At 63.7% G+C, this 16,869-nt stretch carries 14 protein-coding genes; 2 read left to right on the top strand and 12 right to left on the bottom strand.

All coding sequences use genetic code 11. The annotated features are described in order from the left end of the window. Nucleotides 1-190 precede the first annotated feature (190 nt). Nucleotides 191-2,080, top strand: coding sequence for an esterase EstP (gene estP / locus ACMCNM_RS02490; RefSeq protein WP_412763888.1), 1,890 nt, complete (start codon nt 191-193; stop codon nt 2,078-2,080). A gap of 81 nt (nt 2,081-2,161) precedes the next feature. Here estP and trpE read toward each other — a convergent pair whose 3' ends face one another. The 9 genes from trpE to ACMCNM_RS02445 form a co-directional block, all read right to left on the bottom strand. After that, on the bottom strand, nt 2,162-3,643 hold the full coding sequence (gene trpE, locus ACMCNM_RS02485; RefSeq protein ID WP_412763887.1) for an anthranilate synthase component I: 1,482 nt from the start codon (nt 3,641-3,643) through the stop codon (nt 2,162-2,164). 70 nt (nt 3,644-3,713) lie between these two features. Continuing rightward, nucleotides 3,714-4,532, bottom strand: a complete 819-nt coding sequence (locus tag ACMCNM_RS02480; RefSeq protein ID WP_412763886.1) for a phosphoglycolate phosphatase — start codon at nt 4,530-4,532, stop codon at nt 3,714-3,716. Beyond that, a complete protein-coding gene (rpe, locus tag ACMCNM_RS02475; RefSeq protein WP_099430855.1) occupies nt 4,529-5,203 on the bottom strand; it encodes a ribulose-phosphate 3-epimerase in 675 nt (224 codons plus the stop codon). The genes ACMCNM_RS02480 and rpe overlap by 4 nt, the downstream gene beginning before the upstream one ends. A gap of 155 nt (nt 5,204-5,358) precedes the next feature. After that, a complete protein-coding gene (locus tag ACMCNM_RS02470) occupies nt 5,359-6,186 on the bottom strand; it encodes an ABC transporter permease (protein ID WP_099428183.1) in 828 nt (275 codons plus the stop codon). 11 nt (nt 6,187-6,197) lie between these two features. Next, nucleotides 6,198-7,445, bottom strand: coding sequence for an ABC transporter permease (locus ACMCNM_RS02465; RefSeq protein WP_027594398.1), 1,248 nt, complete (start codon nt 7,443-7,445; stop codon nt 6,198-6,200). Between the two features lie 153 nt (nt 7,446-7,598). Next, entirely contained in the window at nt 7,599-8,633 is a 1,035-nt protein-coding gene (locus ACMCNM_RS02460) for an ABC transporter substrate-binding protein (RefSeq protein ID WP_027594397.1), read from the bottom strand. Nucleotides 8,634-8,673: 40 nt separating this feature from the next. Further along, complete coding sequence (locus ACMCNM_RS02455) at nt 8,674-9,798, bottom strand: ABC transporter ATP-binding protein (RefSeq protein WP_027594396.1); 1,125 nt, start codon at nt 9,796-9,798, stop codon at nt 8,674-8,676. 305 nt (nt 9,799-10,103) lie between these two features. Next, a complete protein-coding gene (locus tag ACMCNM_RS02450) occupies nt 10,104-10,736 on the bottom strand; it encodes a response regulator transcription factor (protein ID WP_172960400.1) in 633 nt (210 codons plus the stop codon). 7 nt (nt 10,737-10,743) lie between these two features. Continuing rightward, on the bottom strand, nt 10,744-13,131 hold the full coding sequence (locus ACMCNM_RS02445; RefSeq protein WP_412763885.1) for a PAS domain S-box protein: 2,388 nt from the start codon (nt 13,129-13,131) through the stop codon (nt 10,744-10,746). 93 nt (nt 13,132-13,224) lie between these two features. Here ACMCNM_RS02445 and ACMCNM_RS02440 point away from each other — a divergent pair, with 93 nt between their 5' ends. Beyond that, nucleotides 13,225-14,223: an alpha/beta hydrolase family protein gene (locus tag ACMCNM_RS02440; protein WP_412763884.1), complete on the top strand. Its 999-nt coding sequence runs from the start codon at nt 13,225-13,227 to the stop codon at nt 14,221-14,223. A gap of 140 nt (nt 14,224-14,363) precedes the next feature. Here ACMCNM_RS02440 and ACMCNM_RS02435 read toward each other — a convergent pair whose 3' ends face one another. The 3 genes from ACMCNM_RS02435 to ACMCNM_RS02425 are packed head-to-tail and all read right to left on the bottom strand — an operon-like array spanning nt 14,364 to nt 16,817. Continuing rightward, nucleotides 14,364-15,128 (bottom strand): TerB family tellurite resistance protein, encoded by a 765-nt coding sequence (locus ACMCNM_RS02435; protein ID WP_275748721.1) that lies wholly within the window; start codon nt 15,126-15,128, stop codon nt 14,364-14,366. Between the two features lies 1 nt (nt 15,129). After that, nucleotides 15,130-15,801, bottom strand: coding sequence for an N-acetylmuramate alpha-1-phosphate uridylyltransferase MurU (gene murU, locus ACMCNM_RS02430; protein WP_412763883.1), 672 nt, complete (start codon nt 15,799-15,801; stop codon nt 15,130-15,132). Continuing rightward, nucleotides 15,798-16,817 (bottom strand): aminoglycoside phosphotransferase family protein, encoded by a 1,020-nt coding sequence (locus tag ACMCNM_RS02425; protein ID WP_412763882.1) that lies wholly within the window; start codon nt 16,815-16,817, stop codon nt 15,798-15,800. The genes murU and ACMCNM_RS02425 overlap by 4 nt, the downstream gene beginning before the upstream one ends. Nucleotides 16,818-16,869: the final 52 nt, after the last annotated feature.

Genomic DNA, 16,869 nt, shown 5'->3' with positions numbered 1-16,869 from the left:
CATCAAGAGTTTGCTGACGATCAACACAGGATAGGTCTCGCTCATACGTCCCGGCACAGTAGCCTACCGGGGCGATGGGCGCAATATGCCTGTAAACACGGGGAAACGAATGGACTTGGGAGACAAGCCCCGCGATTTGCTATGGTCGATCGGGTAGTCCTCATAAAAACAAAGAAAAGGATGTTCTCTGATGCGAAAAGCTCCCTTGTTGCGCTTTACCCTCGCCTCTTTGGCCCTGGCCTGCAGCCAGGCATTCGCTGCCCCTTCCCCTTATTCGACCTTGATCGTATTTGGCGACAGCCTGAGTGACGCCGGCCAGTTTCCTGACCTGACCGGCGGTACGGCAGGCCAGCGTTTCACCAACCGCGATGCCGACGGTAACTTCGCGCCGGTTTCGCCGATGATTCTTGGCGGTCGGCTGGGCATCGGGCAAGACGAACTCAACCCCTCCACGTCGGTCGGCATCCGGCCTGATGGCAACAACTGGGCAGTGGGCGGCTACACGACGCAGCAGATTCTCGATTCGATCACCGAATCGTCGAAAGTGATCGTCCCCCCCAATGGACCGGCGCCAGGCTTTGTCTTCCGTGAACGCCCCGGCTACCTGGCCAATGGCCTGCGCGCCGACCCCAACGCGCTCTATTACCTCACCGGTGGCGGTAACGACTTCCTCCAGGGCCTGGTGAACAGCCCCGCCGATGCCGCCGCGGCTGGAGGCCGGCTGGCTGCCAGCGCCCAGGCCCTGCAACAAGGCGGCGCCCGCTACATCATGGTCTGGTTGCTGCCCGACCTGGGCCAAACGCCGAACTTCAGCGGCACCCCGCAACAGAACCCGCTGTCGCTGCTGTCGGGCGTGTTCAACCAGTCACTGCTCAATCAACTCGGGCAGATCGACGCCGAGATCATCCCTCTGAACATTCCGGTATTACTGGGTGAGGCCTTGGCCAGCCCGACCCAATTCGGCTTGGCCAGCGGCCAGAACCTGGTCGGCACCTGCTACAGCGGTCAAGGCTGCGTCGAAAACCCGGTCTACGGCATCAACGGCGCCACTCCGGACCCAACCAAACTGCTGTTCAACGACTCGGTACACCCGACCATTGCCGGCCAGCAGTTGATAGCCGACTACGCCTACTCGATCATCTCCGCCCCCTGGGAACTGACCCTGTTGCCGGAAATGGCCCACGCCACGCTGCGCGCCCACCAGGACGAGCTGCGCAACCAGTGGCAAACGCCCTGGCAAGCCGTGGGGCAATGGCAGGCCTTCGTCGCCACCGGCGCGCAGGACTTGGACTTTGACGGCCAGCGCAGCGCGGCCAGCGGCGACGGCCGCGGCTACAACCTGACCCTGGGTGGCAGCTACCGTTTGAACGATGCCTGGCGCCTGGGCCTGGCGGGTGGCGTATATCGGCAGAAACTGGAGGCGGGTGAACAGGACTCGGACTACAAGCTCGACAGCTACCTGGCCACGGCGTTCGCCCAATACCGCCAGGACCGCTGGTGGGCCGATGCTGCACTGACGGCCGGGCACCTGGACTACAGCGACCTCAAACGCACCTTCGCACTGGGCGTGAATGACCGCAGCGAAAAAGGCGATACCGATGGCGAAGCGTGGGCGGTGACGGGCCGGCTGGGTTACAACCTGGCCGCTGAGAGCAGCCCGTGGCAACTGGCGCCATTCATCAGCGCCGACTATGCCCGGGTCAAGGTCGATGGTTATGACGAGAAGAGCGGGCGCTCGACAGCGCTGGGCTTCGATGACCAGGAACGGACCTCGCGGCGGCTGGGCATCGGGCTGTTAGGCAGTGTGCAGGTGGCAACGGGGACGCGGCTGTTTGCCGAGGTTGCCCAGGAGCACGAGTTCGAGGATGACCAACAGGACGTGACGATGCACCTGACGACGTTGGCAGCGCACGACTTCACCCTGACCGGGTATACGCCGCACAGTGACCTCACCCGGGCCAGCTTGGGCTTGAGCCATGAGCTGATGGCGGGGGTGCATGTGCGAGGGAATTACAACTGGCGCAAGAGTGATGAGTTGACGCAGCAGGGGGTGAGTTTGGCGGTCAGCTTGGACTTCTGAGTGATTTGGGCCCTGAGGAAGCGGGTTCACCCGCTCCCTCATGCCGGCGAGGGGCTGCACAGCAGCCCCCAATTCCCAGCATTACTTGGCGGACGTCTGCTCAGCCAAGGCCACCGCGCGGAACATTGCGCGGCGCTTGTTGATGGTTTCTTCCCACTCCAGCGCCGGCACGGAGTCGGCCACGATGCCGCCACCCGCCTGCACATGCAGCTCGCCGTCCTTGATCACCGCAGTGCGGATGGCAATCGCGGTGTCCATGTTGCCGTTCCAGGCAAAGTAGCCCACTGCACCACCGTAAACGCCACGCTTGACCGGCTCCAGCTCGTCGATGATCTCCATGGCGCGGATTTTCGGTGCACCCGACAAGGTGCCGGCTGGCAGAATCGCCCGCAATGCATCCATGGCGGTAAGGCCTGCACGCAGTTGCCCGGTGACGTTGGACACGATGTGCATCACGTTGGAGTAACGCTCGATCACCATCTTCTCGGTCAGGCGCACGCTGCCGGTCGAGGACACACGGCCCACGTCGTTGCGGCCCAGGTCGATCAGCATCAGGTGCTCGGCAATCTCTTTCTCGTCCGACAGCAAGTCGTCTTCCAGCGCACGGTCGGCTTCCTCCGTCGCACCCCGTGGGCGCGTGCCGGCGATCGGGCGCACGGTGACCAGGTTGTCCTCGACACGCACCAGCACTTCAGGCGAACTGCCGACCACATGGAAGTCGCCGAAATTGAAGAAGTACATGTACGGCGTCGGGTTGAAGCAGCGCAACGCACGGTACAGGTCGATGGGCGCAGACTTGAAGTCGATCGACATGCGCTGGGACGGCACCACCTGCATGCAGTCACCGGCCAGGATGTACTCCTTGATGCGGCCAACCGCGTTCTCGTAATCCTCGCGGGTATAGCTGGAACGGAATTCCGGCTCGGCGGCGAGCGGGCCGCTCAGGTCCAGGCCACGGCGCGGGGTAATCGGCTGGCGCAGGGTCTCCAGCAACCCGGCCAGGCGAGCCTTGCCCTGCTCGAAGGCTTGCTCTTCAGCCGGGTCGACCAGCACGATTGCATGCATCTTGCCCGCCAGGTTGTCGAACACCACCACGGCGTCAGACACCATCAGCAGGATATCCGGCACGCCCAGCGGGTCCGGGTTCGGGCTCGCGCCCAGACGCTTCTCCACATAGCGCACGCAGTCATAGCCAAAGTAGCCGACCAGCCCACCGTTGAAACGCGGCAGCCCGGGAATATCCGCGACCTTGTAGCGGTCCTTGAACGACTCGACGAAGGCCAGCGGGTCGTCGACGTCGTGGCGCTCTACCTCGACGCCATCCTGCAGGATACTGACGTGGTAGCCATGCACACGCATCACCGTGCGCGATGGCAGGCCGATCATCGAGTAACGCCCCCACTTCTCGCCGCCCTGTACGGACTCGAGCAAATAGGAGTTGGGCTGGTCGGCCAGTTTCAGGTAGATCGACAGCGGCGTGTCGAAGTCGGCCAGGGTTTCACAGGCCAGGGGGATGCGGTTGTAGCCGGCAGCGGCCAGGCGCAGGAATTCTTCGCGGGTCATGAGTAGCCTCGTGGCAAGCAGCAGTAAGGTCAGGCAAACGGACGGGCCGGCAGCGGCCGGCGAGCAGAAGTCAGGCGCGCCAACGCCAACGGGCCAGGGCCTTGATGACTTTCATCCAGAATTTGCCAGTAACCGCCACGGTGGACTCTCTGTCTTGTGAGGCTTGAAGGTCCGCCAACGTTATCCCAGTGGCCGGGTCTGCGCAACCGGGCAGCAATGCACGCAGGTCGTCGATCACCAGGCTCGGCGATTCGTCGTTGATCGGCCGGCCGTGGTTGTAGCCGTAGGTCAGGCCCACGCACTGCACACCGGCGGCCTTGGCGGCCAGCACATCGCTGCGCGAATCGCCGACGAACAGCGACTGTTGCGGCGTGACACCGGCCATCTGCATGACGAACAGCAGTGCCGCGGGGTCGGGTTTCTTTTGTGGCAGGGTGTCTCCGCCGATGATCCAGCGGAAGTAGCGACCGATCTTCATCTGGTCGAGCAGCGGGGCGACGAAGCGCTCGGGCTTGTTGGTGATCAGCGCCATCTCCACGCCTTGCTTGCGCAGCCAGCGCAGGGTGTCGCGCACGCCGGGGTAGACCACGGTCAGTTCATGGCTTTCGGCATAAGCCTCCATGAACAGCGCCAGCGCCTGTTCGGCCAGCGCATCGTCCACCGAGGTATGCTCGATGCCCCCGGCCAGCGCCCGGCGCACCAGCACCTGGGCACCGTTGCCAACCCAGTGGCGTACGGCGTCCAAGCCCGCTGGCGGGCGCCCAAGTTCGAGCAGCATGCGGTCCACGGCGGCGGCCAGGTCTGGCACGGAGTCGATCAGGGTACCGTCCAGATCGAACATCACCAGCCTTGGCAGCGTCCCTGGGAACAGCTGCTCGAAGCCGCTCATGGGCGGGCCTGGGCCAGTTCGGCGCGCATTTTGGCGATGACTTCCTGATAGTCCGGGGCATTGAAGATGGCCGAACCGGCAACGAAGGTGTCAGCGCCAGCAGCGGCGATTTCGCGGATATTGTTGACGTTGACGCCACCGTCGATTTCCAGACGGATATCGCGGCCGCTGGCGTCGATCAGCGCGCGCGCCTCACGCAGCTTGTCGAGGGTGCCGGGGATGAACTTCTGCCCGCCAAAGCCTGGGTTGACGCTCATCAGCAGGACCATGTCGACTTTGTCCATCACATACTTGAGGACATCCAGGCTGGTCGCCGGGTTGAACACCAGGCCGGCCTTGCAACCACCGTCGCGGATCAGCTGCAGCGAGCGGTCGATGTGCTGGCTGGCTTCCGGGTGGAAGGTGATGTAGGTGGCGCCGGCGTCGATGAAGTCGCCGATGATACGGTCGACCGGGCTGACCATCAGGTGCACATCGATCGGGGCAGTCACGCCGTACTTGCGCAGGGCGGTGCACACCATCGGGCCGATGGTCAGGTTGGGGACGTAGTGGTTGTCCATCACATCGAAGTGAACGATGTCGGCACCCGCGGCCAGCACCTTGTCGACGTCCTCGCCCAGGCGGGCGAAATCGGCGGAGAGAATGGAGGGGGCAATAGCGTAGGGCTGCATGGCGCACCTGTAGGTCAGAATCACGGTGGCGCGCATTGTAACTCAGGCGAACGGGTAGAGGCTGATTGGTATCAATCCGTGTCGAGCGGCTGTTTCAACCTGTACCGGCCTCTTCGCGGGCTTGCCCGCGAAGAGGCCGGCACAGGCAACATCAATCAAGCAGGCTGCTGGGTTCTCAGCTTCTCACTGCGCCCACGCAACCACTCCAGGGTCAGCAGCAGCACCACCGAAAACGCGATCAGTAACGTGGCCGCTGCCGCAATGGTCGGGCTCAGGTTCTCGCGGATACCGCTGAACATCTGCCGTGGCAAGGTCGCCTGCTCAGGCCCGGCGAGGAACAACGTCACCACCACCTCGTCGAACGACGTCGCAAAGGCAAACAGCGCACCCGAGATCACCCCTGGGGCGATCAACGGCAGCGTCACCCGGCGGAACGCCACCAGCGGGGAAGCGCCCAGGCTGGCCGCCGCGCGCACCAGGTTGTAGTTGAAGCCCTGCAACGTCGCCGACACGGTGATGATGACGAACGGCACACCCAATACCGCATGCACCAGGATCAACGAGGTAAAGCTGTTGCCCATCCCCAATGGTGCGAAGAAGAGGTAACTGGCCACACCGATGATCACCACCGGCACCACCATCGGCGAAATCACCAGCGCCATCACCAGCGACTTGCCCGGAAAGTCGCCGCGGGTCAGGCCAATCGCCGCCAACGTACCGAACACCATCGCCAGCACCGTGGCCGCCGGGGCGACGATGATGCTGTTCTTCAGCGCCCGCATCCACTCGGCAGAGCCGAAGAAGTCCTGGTACCACTGCAGCGAAAAGCCCTGCAACGGGTACACCAGAAAGCTGCCACTGTTGAACGACAGCGGCACGATCACCAGCACCGGCAAAATCAGAAACAGCAGGATCAAGCCGCAAAGAATGCGCAGGCTGTAGTACCAGACCCGCTCCACGGGTGACATGTAAGGGCTCAGCATGACAAGGCTCCTCAGCTCAGGCGCAGGCGGCTGGCGCCGACCAGCCAGCTATAGATCAGGTACAACAGCACGGTCGCCAGCAGCAGCAGCCCGCCCAGCGCGGTCGCCATGCCCCAGTTGATGCTGGTGTTGGTGTAGAAGGCCACGAAGTAGCTGACCATCTGGTCATTCGGGCTGCCCAGCAATGCCGGGGTGATGTAGTAGCCGATAGCCAGGATGAACACCAGCAGGCAGCCCGCGCCAACACCGGCGTAGGTCTGCGGGAAGTACACCCGCCAGAAACTGGCGAACGGGTGGCAACCCAGCGAGATGGCCGCACGCATGTAGCTGGGCGAAATGCCCTTCATCACGCTGTACAGCGGCAGGATCATGAACGGCAGCAGGATATGGACCATCGAGATGTACACACCGGTGCGGTTGAACACCAGCTCCAGCGGTTCATCGATGATGCCCATGGCCATCAGCGCACTGTTGATCAACCCGCCCGACTGCAGCAGCACGATCCACGCCGCCACCCGCACCAGGATCGAGGTCCAGAACGGCAATAGCACCAGAATCATCAGCAGGTTGCTCTGCCGGGCCGGGAGATTGGCCAGCAAGTACGCCAGCGGGTAGGCCAGCACCAGGCAGATGGCGGTGATCACCACCCCCATCCACAGGGTGCGGGCAAAGATATCCAGGTAAATGGCCTGGTCAGGCGTGGCCTTGGCCAGCTCGCCAAGGTCATCGATACGGTGGTCGAGCGACGCCAGCAGGTAGAACGAGGTGACCGAGCTGGTATTGCGGCGGATCGCCTGCCAGTAGGCCGGGTCGCCCCAACGCTCATCGAGGGTTTGCAGTGCTTCTTTATAAGAGGCAGGTTCAGCCTTGAACGGCAACGCTCGGGCGGTCTTGGTCAACAGGCTGCGGTAGCCCGCAAGTTCCATGTTCAGGCGCTTGGAGAGGTCGCCCAGGGTCTGGTTCTTGCGCGACTCAGCCAGGTCCTGGCTCAGTGCCTTGTATACCGCCTCACCGGGCAAGCTCTTGCCATCCCACTGCGACACCGCTTCGACGGTACGCGGCAGGCCGGCGACCACCTCCGGGTTGCCGACGCTCTTGTACAACAGCGCAGCGATCGGCACCAGAAACACCAGCAGAAGGAACAGCGCCAGCGGCGCGATCAACGCCTGCGCCTTCCAGCGGTTGACCCGCTCGGCGTGCTTGAGGCGCTGCTTGAGACTTGGACCTGCGCCTTCGTTGAGGGGCACTGCAATGGCCATGGCGAACTCCGTAAAAACCGGCTGAAATCAGGGCTGCTGCGCAGCCATCGCCGGCAAGCCGGCTCCCACAGATACAGCGTTGGGCTCAGGCGCTACGCCTGGCCTGTGGGAGCCGGCTTGCCGGCGATGAGCCGCGTAGCGGCTCCTTGTCGTTTACTTCTTCGCCGCCCAGGCGTTGAAGCGTTGTTCCAGCTGCTCGCTGTTGTCAGCCCAGAAGGCCACGTCGATCTGCACCTGATTGGCAATGTTCTCAGGCGTGGTCGGCATGTCTTTCTTCACCTCGTCCGACAGCAGGCTGACGGCCTTGGTATTGGCCGGGCCGTAGGCGATGTTCTCGGAGTAGGTTTTCTGCTGCTCGGGCTGAACGCTGTAGGCGATGAACTTCTTCGCCTCTTCGACGTTCTTGGCGCCTTTTGGAATTGCCCAGGCATCGAAGTCGTAGATGCCGCCGTTCCACACCACCTTGAGGTTGCTCTCTTTCTGCACGGCGGCGATCCGGCCGTTATAGGCCGAGCTCATGACCACGTCGCCCGAGGCCAGGAACTGCGGCGGTTGGGCGCCGGCTTCCCACCACTGAATGCTGGGTTTGAGTTCGTCGAGCTTCTTGAAGGCGCGGTCTTGGCCTTCCTTGGTTGCCAGCACCTTGTACACATCCTTGGGCGCAACGCCATCGGCCATCAAGGCGAATTCCATCGTGTACTTGGCGCCTTTGCGCAGGCCACGCTTGCCCGGGAACTGCTTGGTGTCCCAGAAATCGGCCCAGCTGGTAGGCGCCGTCTTGAGCTTGTCGGCGTTGTAGGCCAGTACCGTCGACCAGACGAAGAAGCCCACGCCGCATTGCTGGATGGCACCCGGCACATAGTCGGCTGCATCGCCGAACAGCGCAGGGTCGAGCTCCTCGAACATACCCTCGTCGCAACCGCGAGACAGCTCTGGCGACTCGACTTCCACCAGGTTCCAGGACACACTCTTGGTGTCGACCATGGCCTTGACCTTGGCCATTTCACCGTTGTACTCACCGGCGACGATCTTGCCGTTACCCGCCTTTTCCCAAGGCTCGTAGAACGCCTTGACCTGGGCGGCCTTGTTGGCGCCACCGAAAGAGATCACGGTCAGGTCGGCCGCCATGGCCTGGCCAGCGGCGAACAGCCCCAGGGCCAGGGCGGTCAGTTTCAACTGCTTGTGCATTATTATTCTCTCCACAGTACAGGGTTGGTGAAGCAATCCATCAATGGGCTTCGGCAATCGGATCGAGCGCGCGGGCGTGCTCCACCTCCCAGCCCAGCGGTACCACATCGCCCACGGCCAGTGCCGGGTCGAGCTCGGCGATCGGCTGCTTCACGAAGAAGTCGGCCTTGCCACAGACTTCCAGGCGCACACGTACGTGGTCGCCCAGGTAAATGAACTCGGCCACACGGCCAGAGAAGCGGTTGACGCAATTTTCGCTGTGGCCATTGAGGCGCACCCGTTCCGGGCGGATCGACAAGGTCACCGGCTCGCCGGCCTGGCCGACATTCACCGCCAGCGCCTCGACCCGCTCGCCCCGCGCCAGTTGCACCTGGCAGCGATGGCCATCACTGGCCAGCAGGGTGCCGTTGATGCGGTTGTTCTCACCGATGAAGTTGGCGACGAAGGTGTTGCACGGCTTTTCATAGAGGGTGCGTGGGTCGGCGATCTGCTGGATTTCGCCCTGGTGGAACACCGCCACCCGGTCAGACATGGTCAGCGCCTCGCCCTGGTCGTGGGTCACATACACCACAGTCACCCCCAGGCGCTGGTGGATATGCTTGATCTCCATCTGCATGTGTTCACGCAGCTGCTTGTCGAGTGCGCCCAGGGGTTCGTCCATCAGCACCAGCTGTGGCTCAAACACCAAGGCCCGCGCCAGGGCCACCCGCTGCTGCTGGCCACCGGACAGCTGGCCGGGGTAGCGTTTGGCAAAGGCATTGAGCTGCACCATGTTGAGCACACGCTTGACCCGCTCGCTGATGTCGGTCTTGCTCAGGTTGCGCACGGTCAGCGGGAAGGCCAGGTTTTCGGCCACGGTCATGTGCGGGAACAGCGCGTAGTTCTGGAACACCATGCCGATGTCGCGCTTGTGCGGCGGCACGTTGTTGATCGAGCGCCCCGCCAGCTGGATCTCGCCGGCGGTGGGGGTTTCGAAACCGGCCAGCATCATCAGGCTGGTGGTCTTGCCCGAGCCGGACGGGCCGAGCAAGGTGAGGAACTCGCCCTTGCGGATGTCCAGGTTGAGGTCTTTGACGATCAGCGACTCGCCGTCGTAGCTCTTCTGCACACCACGGAAGCTGACCAGCGTTTCGCTGGTTGCAGCGTTCGAATTCGCCTCGCTCATGCCTGCACCTTCTTGTTGGATGACTGCGTAGGCAAAGACTAGACAAGACGCAAGCGCCCGAAAATCGGGGGTACTGAGAGAATGCCATCATCCAGATGGAAGATTCTGTGTAGGGATCGCCCTACAAGAATGGCGGGATTGGAATAGACCCCAGGCACACCACTTCATCTTGTGGGAGCGGGCTTGCCCCGCGAATGCGCCACCCCAGGCAATGAGGTTGAGCTTGCCTGCCCTTTCGCGGGGCAAGCCCGCTCCCACAGTACTCGCTCATTGCCAACCGTCAGGCCATGTCGCAACCAGAACACTCAGACCAGCTTGTGCTCCATGGCGTACTTCACCAGTTCCGCCAGCGAGTTCACCTTGAGCTTCTGCATCAACCGCGCCTTGTGGGTACTGATGGTCTTGCTCGACAGCGCCAGTTGCTGGGCAATGTCGTTGACGTTGGCGCCCTGGGCCAGGCGCTCGAACACCGAAAATTCCCGCTCCGAGAGCAGCGTGTGCAACGGGCGGGACTCGGTCAGGCCCACCTCGAAGACCATGCGGTCGGCCAACGCTGGGTCGATATAGCGCCCGCCCCCGGCCACCCGCCGAATAGCGGTCAGCAGCAAGGCAGGGTCACTGTCCTTGGTGGCATAACCTGCGGCACCGGCCTTGAGCGCCCGCGCCGCCATCTGCGCCTCGTCATGCATCGACAGCATCAGGATCGCCGGAGGGTCGTTCAGGGCGCGGATTCTGGGGATGGCCTCAAGGCCGCTGACGCCGGGCATCGAGATATCCAGCAACACCACTTCACACGGCATATGGCGCAAGGCTTCGAGCAACTGCTCGCCATTGCCGGCCTCACCCACCACTTGCATGTCCTTGGCCAGGCCAATCAATTGCTTGATGCCTTCACGGACAATGGTGTGGTCTTCCGCCACCAGCACTCGAATCACGATCGGTCTCCTACTCCAACGGAATGGCCACGCTCAGGCTGGTGCCCTCGCCCGGTTCACTGTCCAGCGTCATACTGCCACCCAGCATCAGCACGCGCTCGCGCACGCCCACCAGGCCGAACGAGGTGGGCCGGGTCTGATCGCGGCAAAAACCCGTGCCGTCGTCGCTGACGGTCATGCGCAATTGCCCCGCTTCACGCACCAGTTCGATCTCTACGCTGTGCGCCTGGGCATGGCGCATGACATTGGTCAGCGCCTCCTGAAGGATACGAAACAGCCCGGTCGCCTTGGCATCACTCAATGCTGGCAGATTATCCGGTACCTGCACCAGGCAGGGAATCTGTGTACGCGCCTCGAAACGCCGTGCTTGCCACTCGATGGCCGAGGCGATACCAGCGTCGAGAATGGGCGGGCGCAATGCCGTGGCCACATCGCGCACCAGCTGGAACAGCTGCGCGATCAGGCGCTTCATGCTCGACAAACGCTCGTTAAGCCCCGGATCCAGCTCGGCAAAGGCCAGCTCACACATCGAGACTTCGAGCTTGAGCACGGTCAGCATCTGCCCCAGCTCATCGTGCACTTCGCGGGCGATGCGGGCCTTTTCTTCTTCGCGCACGCTCTCCAGGTGCGCCGACAGTTCGCGCAGTTGCTCTTGGGAGCGCGCCAACGCCAGTTCTGCCCGCTTGCCCTGGGTGATGTCCCAGACGATACCGTCCCACACCACCCGGCCATCGGCCAGGCGCCGGGTACTGGCCTTGATGTCGGCCCAACGCTGTTCACCCTGGCGCGTGAGGATGCGCCCTTGCCAGGACCAGTCCTGGTTGCTGGCCAAGGCCAGGTCCTGCACCCGGTGATAGTCGCTGCGGTCTTCGGGGTGCACCAGGTTGCGCAGGCCCATCTGCGGGTGCTGGATTTCGGCAGGTGCGTAGCCGACCAAGGCCTCGCTGCCTTCGCTAATGTAGGGGAACTCCAGGTCGCCTTCGGCCGGGTCACGTTCCAGCCGGAACACCAGCCCCGGCACGTTGCCGGCGATGCCTTTGAGGCGCGCTTCACTTTCGCGCAGCGCTGCCAGTGCGCGGTGGCGCTCAGTGACATCGGCGATGTACACCACCAGGTACTCGGCATCACGAAAACGCAGGAAGCTTAACGAAAGCTCCACCGGCAACACGCTGAGGTCGGCGCGCAGGCAATGGGTCTCGAATTGCCCCACACCCCCTTCCCCCGCCCGCGCGCCGCGCCAAAGCTCCAACCAACGGTCCATGTTCAAGTTGGGCTCAAAGTCGCTCAGCGGGCGCTCCAGCAACGCGCCCTCACCATAGCCCAGCATGCGCTCTGCGGCATGGTTGGCATAACGGACATGGCTGTCCCAATTGACCCACAAAATGCCCACGGTGCTCTGGTCGATGGCGAACTGGCTCAGCCGCAGCGCCTCTTCACGCACTTGGCGCTCAGCCAGGTTCTCACGGGTGGCCAGCAGGCTACGTTCCAGTTGGCGCTGCTGGCGGCGCTGCCAGATCAACGTGACCAGCGCACACAGCAACAACATGCCAAACAGCATGGAGAGGTTTTGCCAGAAGCCTGCCGACTCGCTCAAGCGTGGGTACTTGGGTTGCAACCAGCGTTGGTGAAGTTGTTCCAAGGCCTTGGCCGGCATGGCCTGCAGGCCACGTTCAAGCACGTCGGCCAGCAACGGCCAGTCGCGCCGCGAACCCACCCGCAGCAGCTGCGGCAGGCCAATATCGCCAACCACCGCCAGCTCGCCGAACTCGCTTTCACGCGACAGGCGGCTGAGCTGGGCTTCATCGAGCACCGCGTAGCTGGCCTGGCCACCCACGACCAACTGCAAGGCCTCGCGCTCGTTGGGCACGCCCTGCAGGTTGAGCGTGCCGTAGTTGCTGCGCAGGTAGTCTGCCAACGGGCTGGGCATGCGCACCGCGACGCGCTGATCGGGTTCGAGTTTTTCCAGCTCGACGGCCATGGCGCCTGTGCGTGGGCCGACCACCAGCTGCGGCACGCGCATGTACGGGTCGCTGAACAGCCACAGGCGCAGGCTTGCCGGGGTTTGTGTAAGGCCGGGGGCAAAATCGATTTCACCGGCCTGCAACGCGTGCTCGAGGCTGGCCTGGTCGGCAAAGTTGCGCCAGGTGAGGTCCAGCCTCAGTGCCTGCGCCAACGCGTTCACCAACTCGACGTTGGCCCCGTACAGTTGCTGCAAGCGCCGGTCGAACTGCGCATAAGGCGCTTGCAGCACCAGGCCGACGCGCAGGCTGCGGTGGGTGTCCAACCACTGCTGTTGCGCGGGTTCAAGGGCAACGCTCGGCACGGCTTCAGGCCTTGCCAAGGCGATCAAGGGCAGCCACAAGCAGCCGATAACCAACAGGCGACGCATTCGCTTCATCTACACGCTCGTCTTGGCAAGGGCGGCCCTAACATGGCCGTCACGGGCAAATACTATTAGGCTGCCGGTATCATTCTGGCCTTGGGTTGACGCATGTCCACACTTTATCGCACGACGCTGGCAATGTGCTGCCTAGCCTCGATCCTTCCGCTCGGGGCCATGGCCGCCGACGCTGAAAAACCACCGACCACTGCCGAAGCCCCACCGGCCGAAGCCACCCGCCCGCCCCTGCTGGAACGCAGTCAGGAAGACGCACTGGCCCTGGAGCGCTTGGTGCCCAAGGCCGAGCAGCAAACCCTGCAGGCGGGTGCCGAAAGCTTCCTGGCCCTGTGGAAGCCGGCCAACAGCAGCGACCCCAAAGGTGCGGTGATCCTCGTGCCCGGTGCCGGTGAAACGGCCGACTGGCCGAACGCCGTCGGCCCGTTGCGGCGCAAGTTCCCCGATGTGGGCTGGCACAGCCTCAGCGTCAGCCTGCCCGACCTGCTTACCGATAGCCCGCAGGCGCGTGTCGAAGCCAAGCCCGCAGCGGCCCCTGCCAAGGACGAGGGCGAAACAGCGCCCGCCAAAGACACACCGACCGATGCCAACGCCAACGTCGCCCAGGCGACTGCCGCCGACCCCGACACAGCAGAAAGCACCGATGCCGCACAGGCCAGCGAGCAGAATGACCCGGCCGACGCCGAGCGTATCTTCGCCCGCCTCGACGCGGCGGTGGCTTACGCGCAACAGCATGACTCACGCAGCATCGTGCTGATCGGCCATGGCAGTGGCGCGTACTGGGCAGCCCGCTACCTGAGCGAGAAACAACCCGCGCAGGTGCAAAAGCTGGTGATGATCGCCGCGCAGACGCCGGCACGGGTGGAACATGACCTGGAAAGCCTCGCGCCGACCCTCAAGGTGCCGACCGCCGACGTGTATTACGCCACCCGCACGGGCGATCGCCGTGCAGCGGAACTGCGCTTGCAGGCCAGCAAACGGCAGAAGGACAGCCAGTACCGCCAGTTGTCGCTGATTGCCATGCCCGGTAACAAAGCTGCTGAACAGGAACAGTTGTTCCGCCGGGTGCGCGGGTGGATGAACCCGCAAGAGTGAGCTGAAATCGATGGGGGTGCTTTGCCCCCCTTTCGCGACACAAGGCCGCTCCTACAATTTTGCGCAAAGCCCGAGGGATGCACAGCACTTGTAGGAGCGGCCTTGCGCCGCGAAAAGGGGCGTAAAGCGCCCCCGCTTTTCTACAACCCCCGCCGCTTGCGAATCAGCGCATACGCCTGATGCAACTCCCGGGTCCGCTCGGTCGCTGCACGCACCTGGGCATCCGTGGCACCGCTGCCCGCCAGCTTGTCCGGGTGATGGCGGCTAACCAGCCGGCGATATGCCTGCTTGACCTTGTCGCCCTCGGTATCTGCCTCCACGGCCAGCAGGCGCATGGCTGCCGCGTAGGTCATGGTGCCGCCGTCCAGCCCGGACTTGCGCGGCTCGTACTCCAACGACAGGGCTTGCACCTGCCGCCGGCTCAAGCCCAGCGTCTGCCCCCAGTCCAACAGCAAGTCGCGCTCTTTGGCGCCGACCTTGCCGTCGGCCCAGACCATGCGCCAACAGGCGCGCAAGGTCCCCTCGGCGGCATGCGGCTGCTCGCGGATACGACGCAGGTGGCCGGCCAGTCGGTCCTTGCCGGCCTTGCCGCGGTTGAACGCGGCTATGGCCCGCAGCCGGGCCGCGTCGGCCAGGTCCAGGCGCACCATCTCTTGGCGTGCCTGCTGGATATGCTGCTCGGCAACCCGGCCATCGCACTTGGCCAGCCTGCCCAGCAGCACGAACAGCAATTCTTCGTCACGCAAGGCCGGGCGCCCGCCCAAGCGCTCGCGCAGGTCCTCCCAGCCGCGCACCTGCAGGCGCCGGTCCATGGCCTGCCCTACCAGGGCACCGAGCAGGGCGCCCGGGATGCTGGCGACGGCAAAACCGGCACCGGCACCAATCACCGTGCTTGGCCACCACATGTCAGGCGCGCTCGCCGATCAGGCGTTCAGCCTGCGCCAGGCGCTCGAGCGTACCGACGTCGACCCAATGGCCACGGTAGTGCTCACCACTGACCTTGCCCTGCGCCATGGCCTGACGCAGCAGGGGTGCCAGCTTGAAAGCACCCGGCTGGCAACCGTCGAACAACGCCGGGTCCAGCACCGACAGGCCACTGAAGGTCAGGGTACCCGGTGCGTCGTCGCCATCCACGACCTGCTGGGCTACCAGACGGAAGTCGCCACGGCCGTGATGGCCAGGGTTGTCGACCAGCACCAGATGCGCCAGGCCCGCAAGCGGCGCTTGCAGGCGAGCGAAATCGTAGTCGGTCCAGACGTCACCATTGATCAGCAGAAACGGCGCCTCACCCAACAACGGCAGCGCCTTGAAGATCCCGCCACCGGTTTCAAGCGGCTCGCCCTCGGGTGAATAGCGGATGCTCAGGCCGAAGCGGCTGCCATCGCCCAGGTGGTCTTCGATCTGCTGGCCGAGCCAGGCATGGTTGATCACCACCTCGGTAATACCCGCAGCCGCCAAGGCGCGCAGGTGGTATTCGATCAACGGCTGACCGGCGACCGGCACCAGGGGTTTGGGGGTATGCAAGGTCAAAGGGCGCATGCGCTCGCCCTTGCCTGCCGCCAGGATCATCGCCTTCATGCACACGCTCCGGCCTGGAGTTCCGCGATCAGTTCACCCAGCTCCGCCAACTCGGGGCGGCGCTTGATCACTTCATCTATATAGGCGAAGAAGCGCGGGACGTCTGTCAGGTAACGTGGCTTACCGTCGCGGTGGCAGATGCGGGCGAAAATACCGATGACCTTGAGGTGGCGCTGCACGCCCATCAGGTCGCTGGCACGGTGGAACGCCTCGAAGTCGGCCTGTACCGGAATGCCGGCCGCCTGCGCCTTTTGCCAGTAATCCCGCAGCCAGGCTTCGACACGGGCCTGTGGCCAGCTGAGGAAGGCATCCTTGAACAGGCAGGTGATGTCATAGGTGACCGGGCCATAGACGGCGTCCTGGAAGTCCAGCACGCCTGGGTTTGGCGTGCTCTGCATCAGGTTGCGCGGCATGTAGTCGCGGTGCACCAGCACCTTGGGCTGGGCCAGGGCACTGTCGATCAGCGCCTGGCTCACACGCTGCCAGGTGGCTTGCTGGGCTTCGGTGAGGGTCAAGCCAAGCGCGCGCCCGACGTACCATTCCGGGAACAGTTCGACTTCACGGCGCAGCAGGGCATCGTCGTAGCTCGGCAGTGGCGCGTCCATCGGCAGGCGCTGGAACGCCAGCAGCGCATCGATGGCGTCACTGAACAGGGCATCGGCGTTGTCGGCATCAATGATGTCCAGGTATGTCTGATGGCCCAGGTCGCCCAGCAGCAGGAAACCGCGCTCCAGGTCTTCGGCATGGATCACTGGCACATGCACACCGGCACTGGCCAGCAGGTGATCGATGGCGACGAACGGTCGGCAGTTCTCCTGCGGCGGCGGGGCGTCCATGATCACGAAACTGCGCCCAGCGCCCTGCCAGCGGAAGTAGCGACGGAAGCTCGCATCGCTACTGGCGGCCGTCAGGCTACCTGCTGGCACTTCGCCCCAGGCGTTTTTCAGAAAAAGATTGTTGAGCTGCTCATCGAGCCAGACAGTCAGTTGTTGCAAGCGTACATCGTGATCAGGCATTACAAGGGTCTCCGACGGCCCTAGCCGTCAAGCGGGTCATGCTTTATTATCC

It is taken from the genome of Pseudomonas sp. NGC7, from assembly GCF_047159675.1.
Classification (GTDB): domain Bacteria; phylum Pseudomonadota; class Gammaproteobacteria; order Pseudomonadales; family Pseudomonadaceae; genus Aquipseudomonas; species Aquipseudomonas kermanshahensis.
Note: the sequence above shows the minus strand (reverse complement) of the source record. Positions and strands in the feature narration are given on the sequence as shown.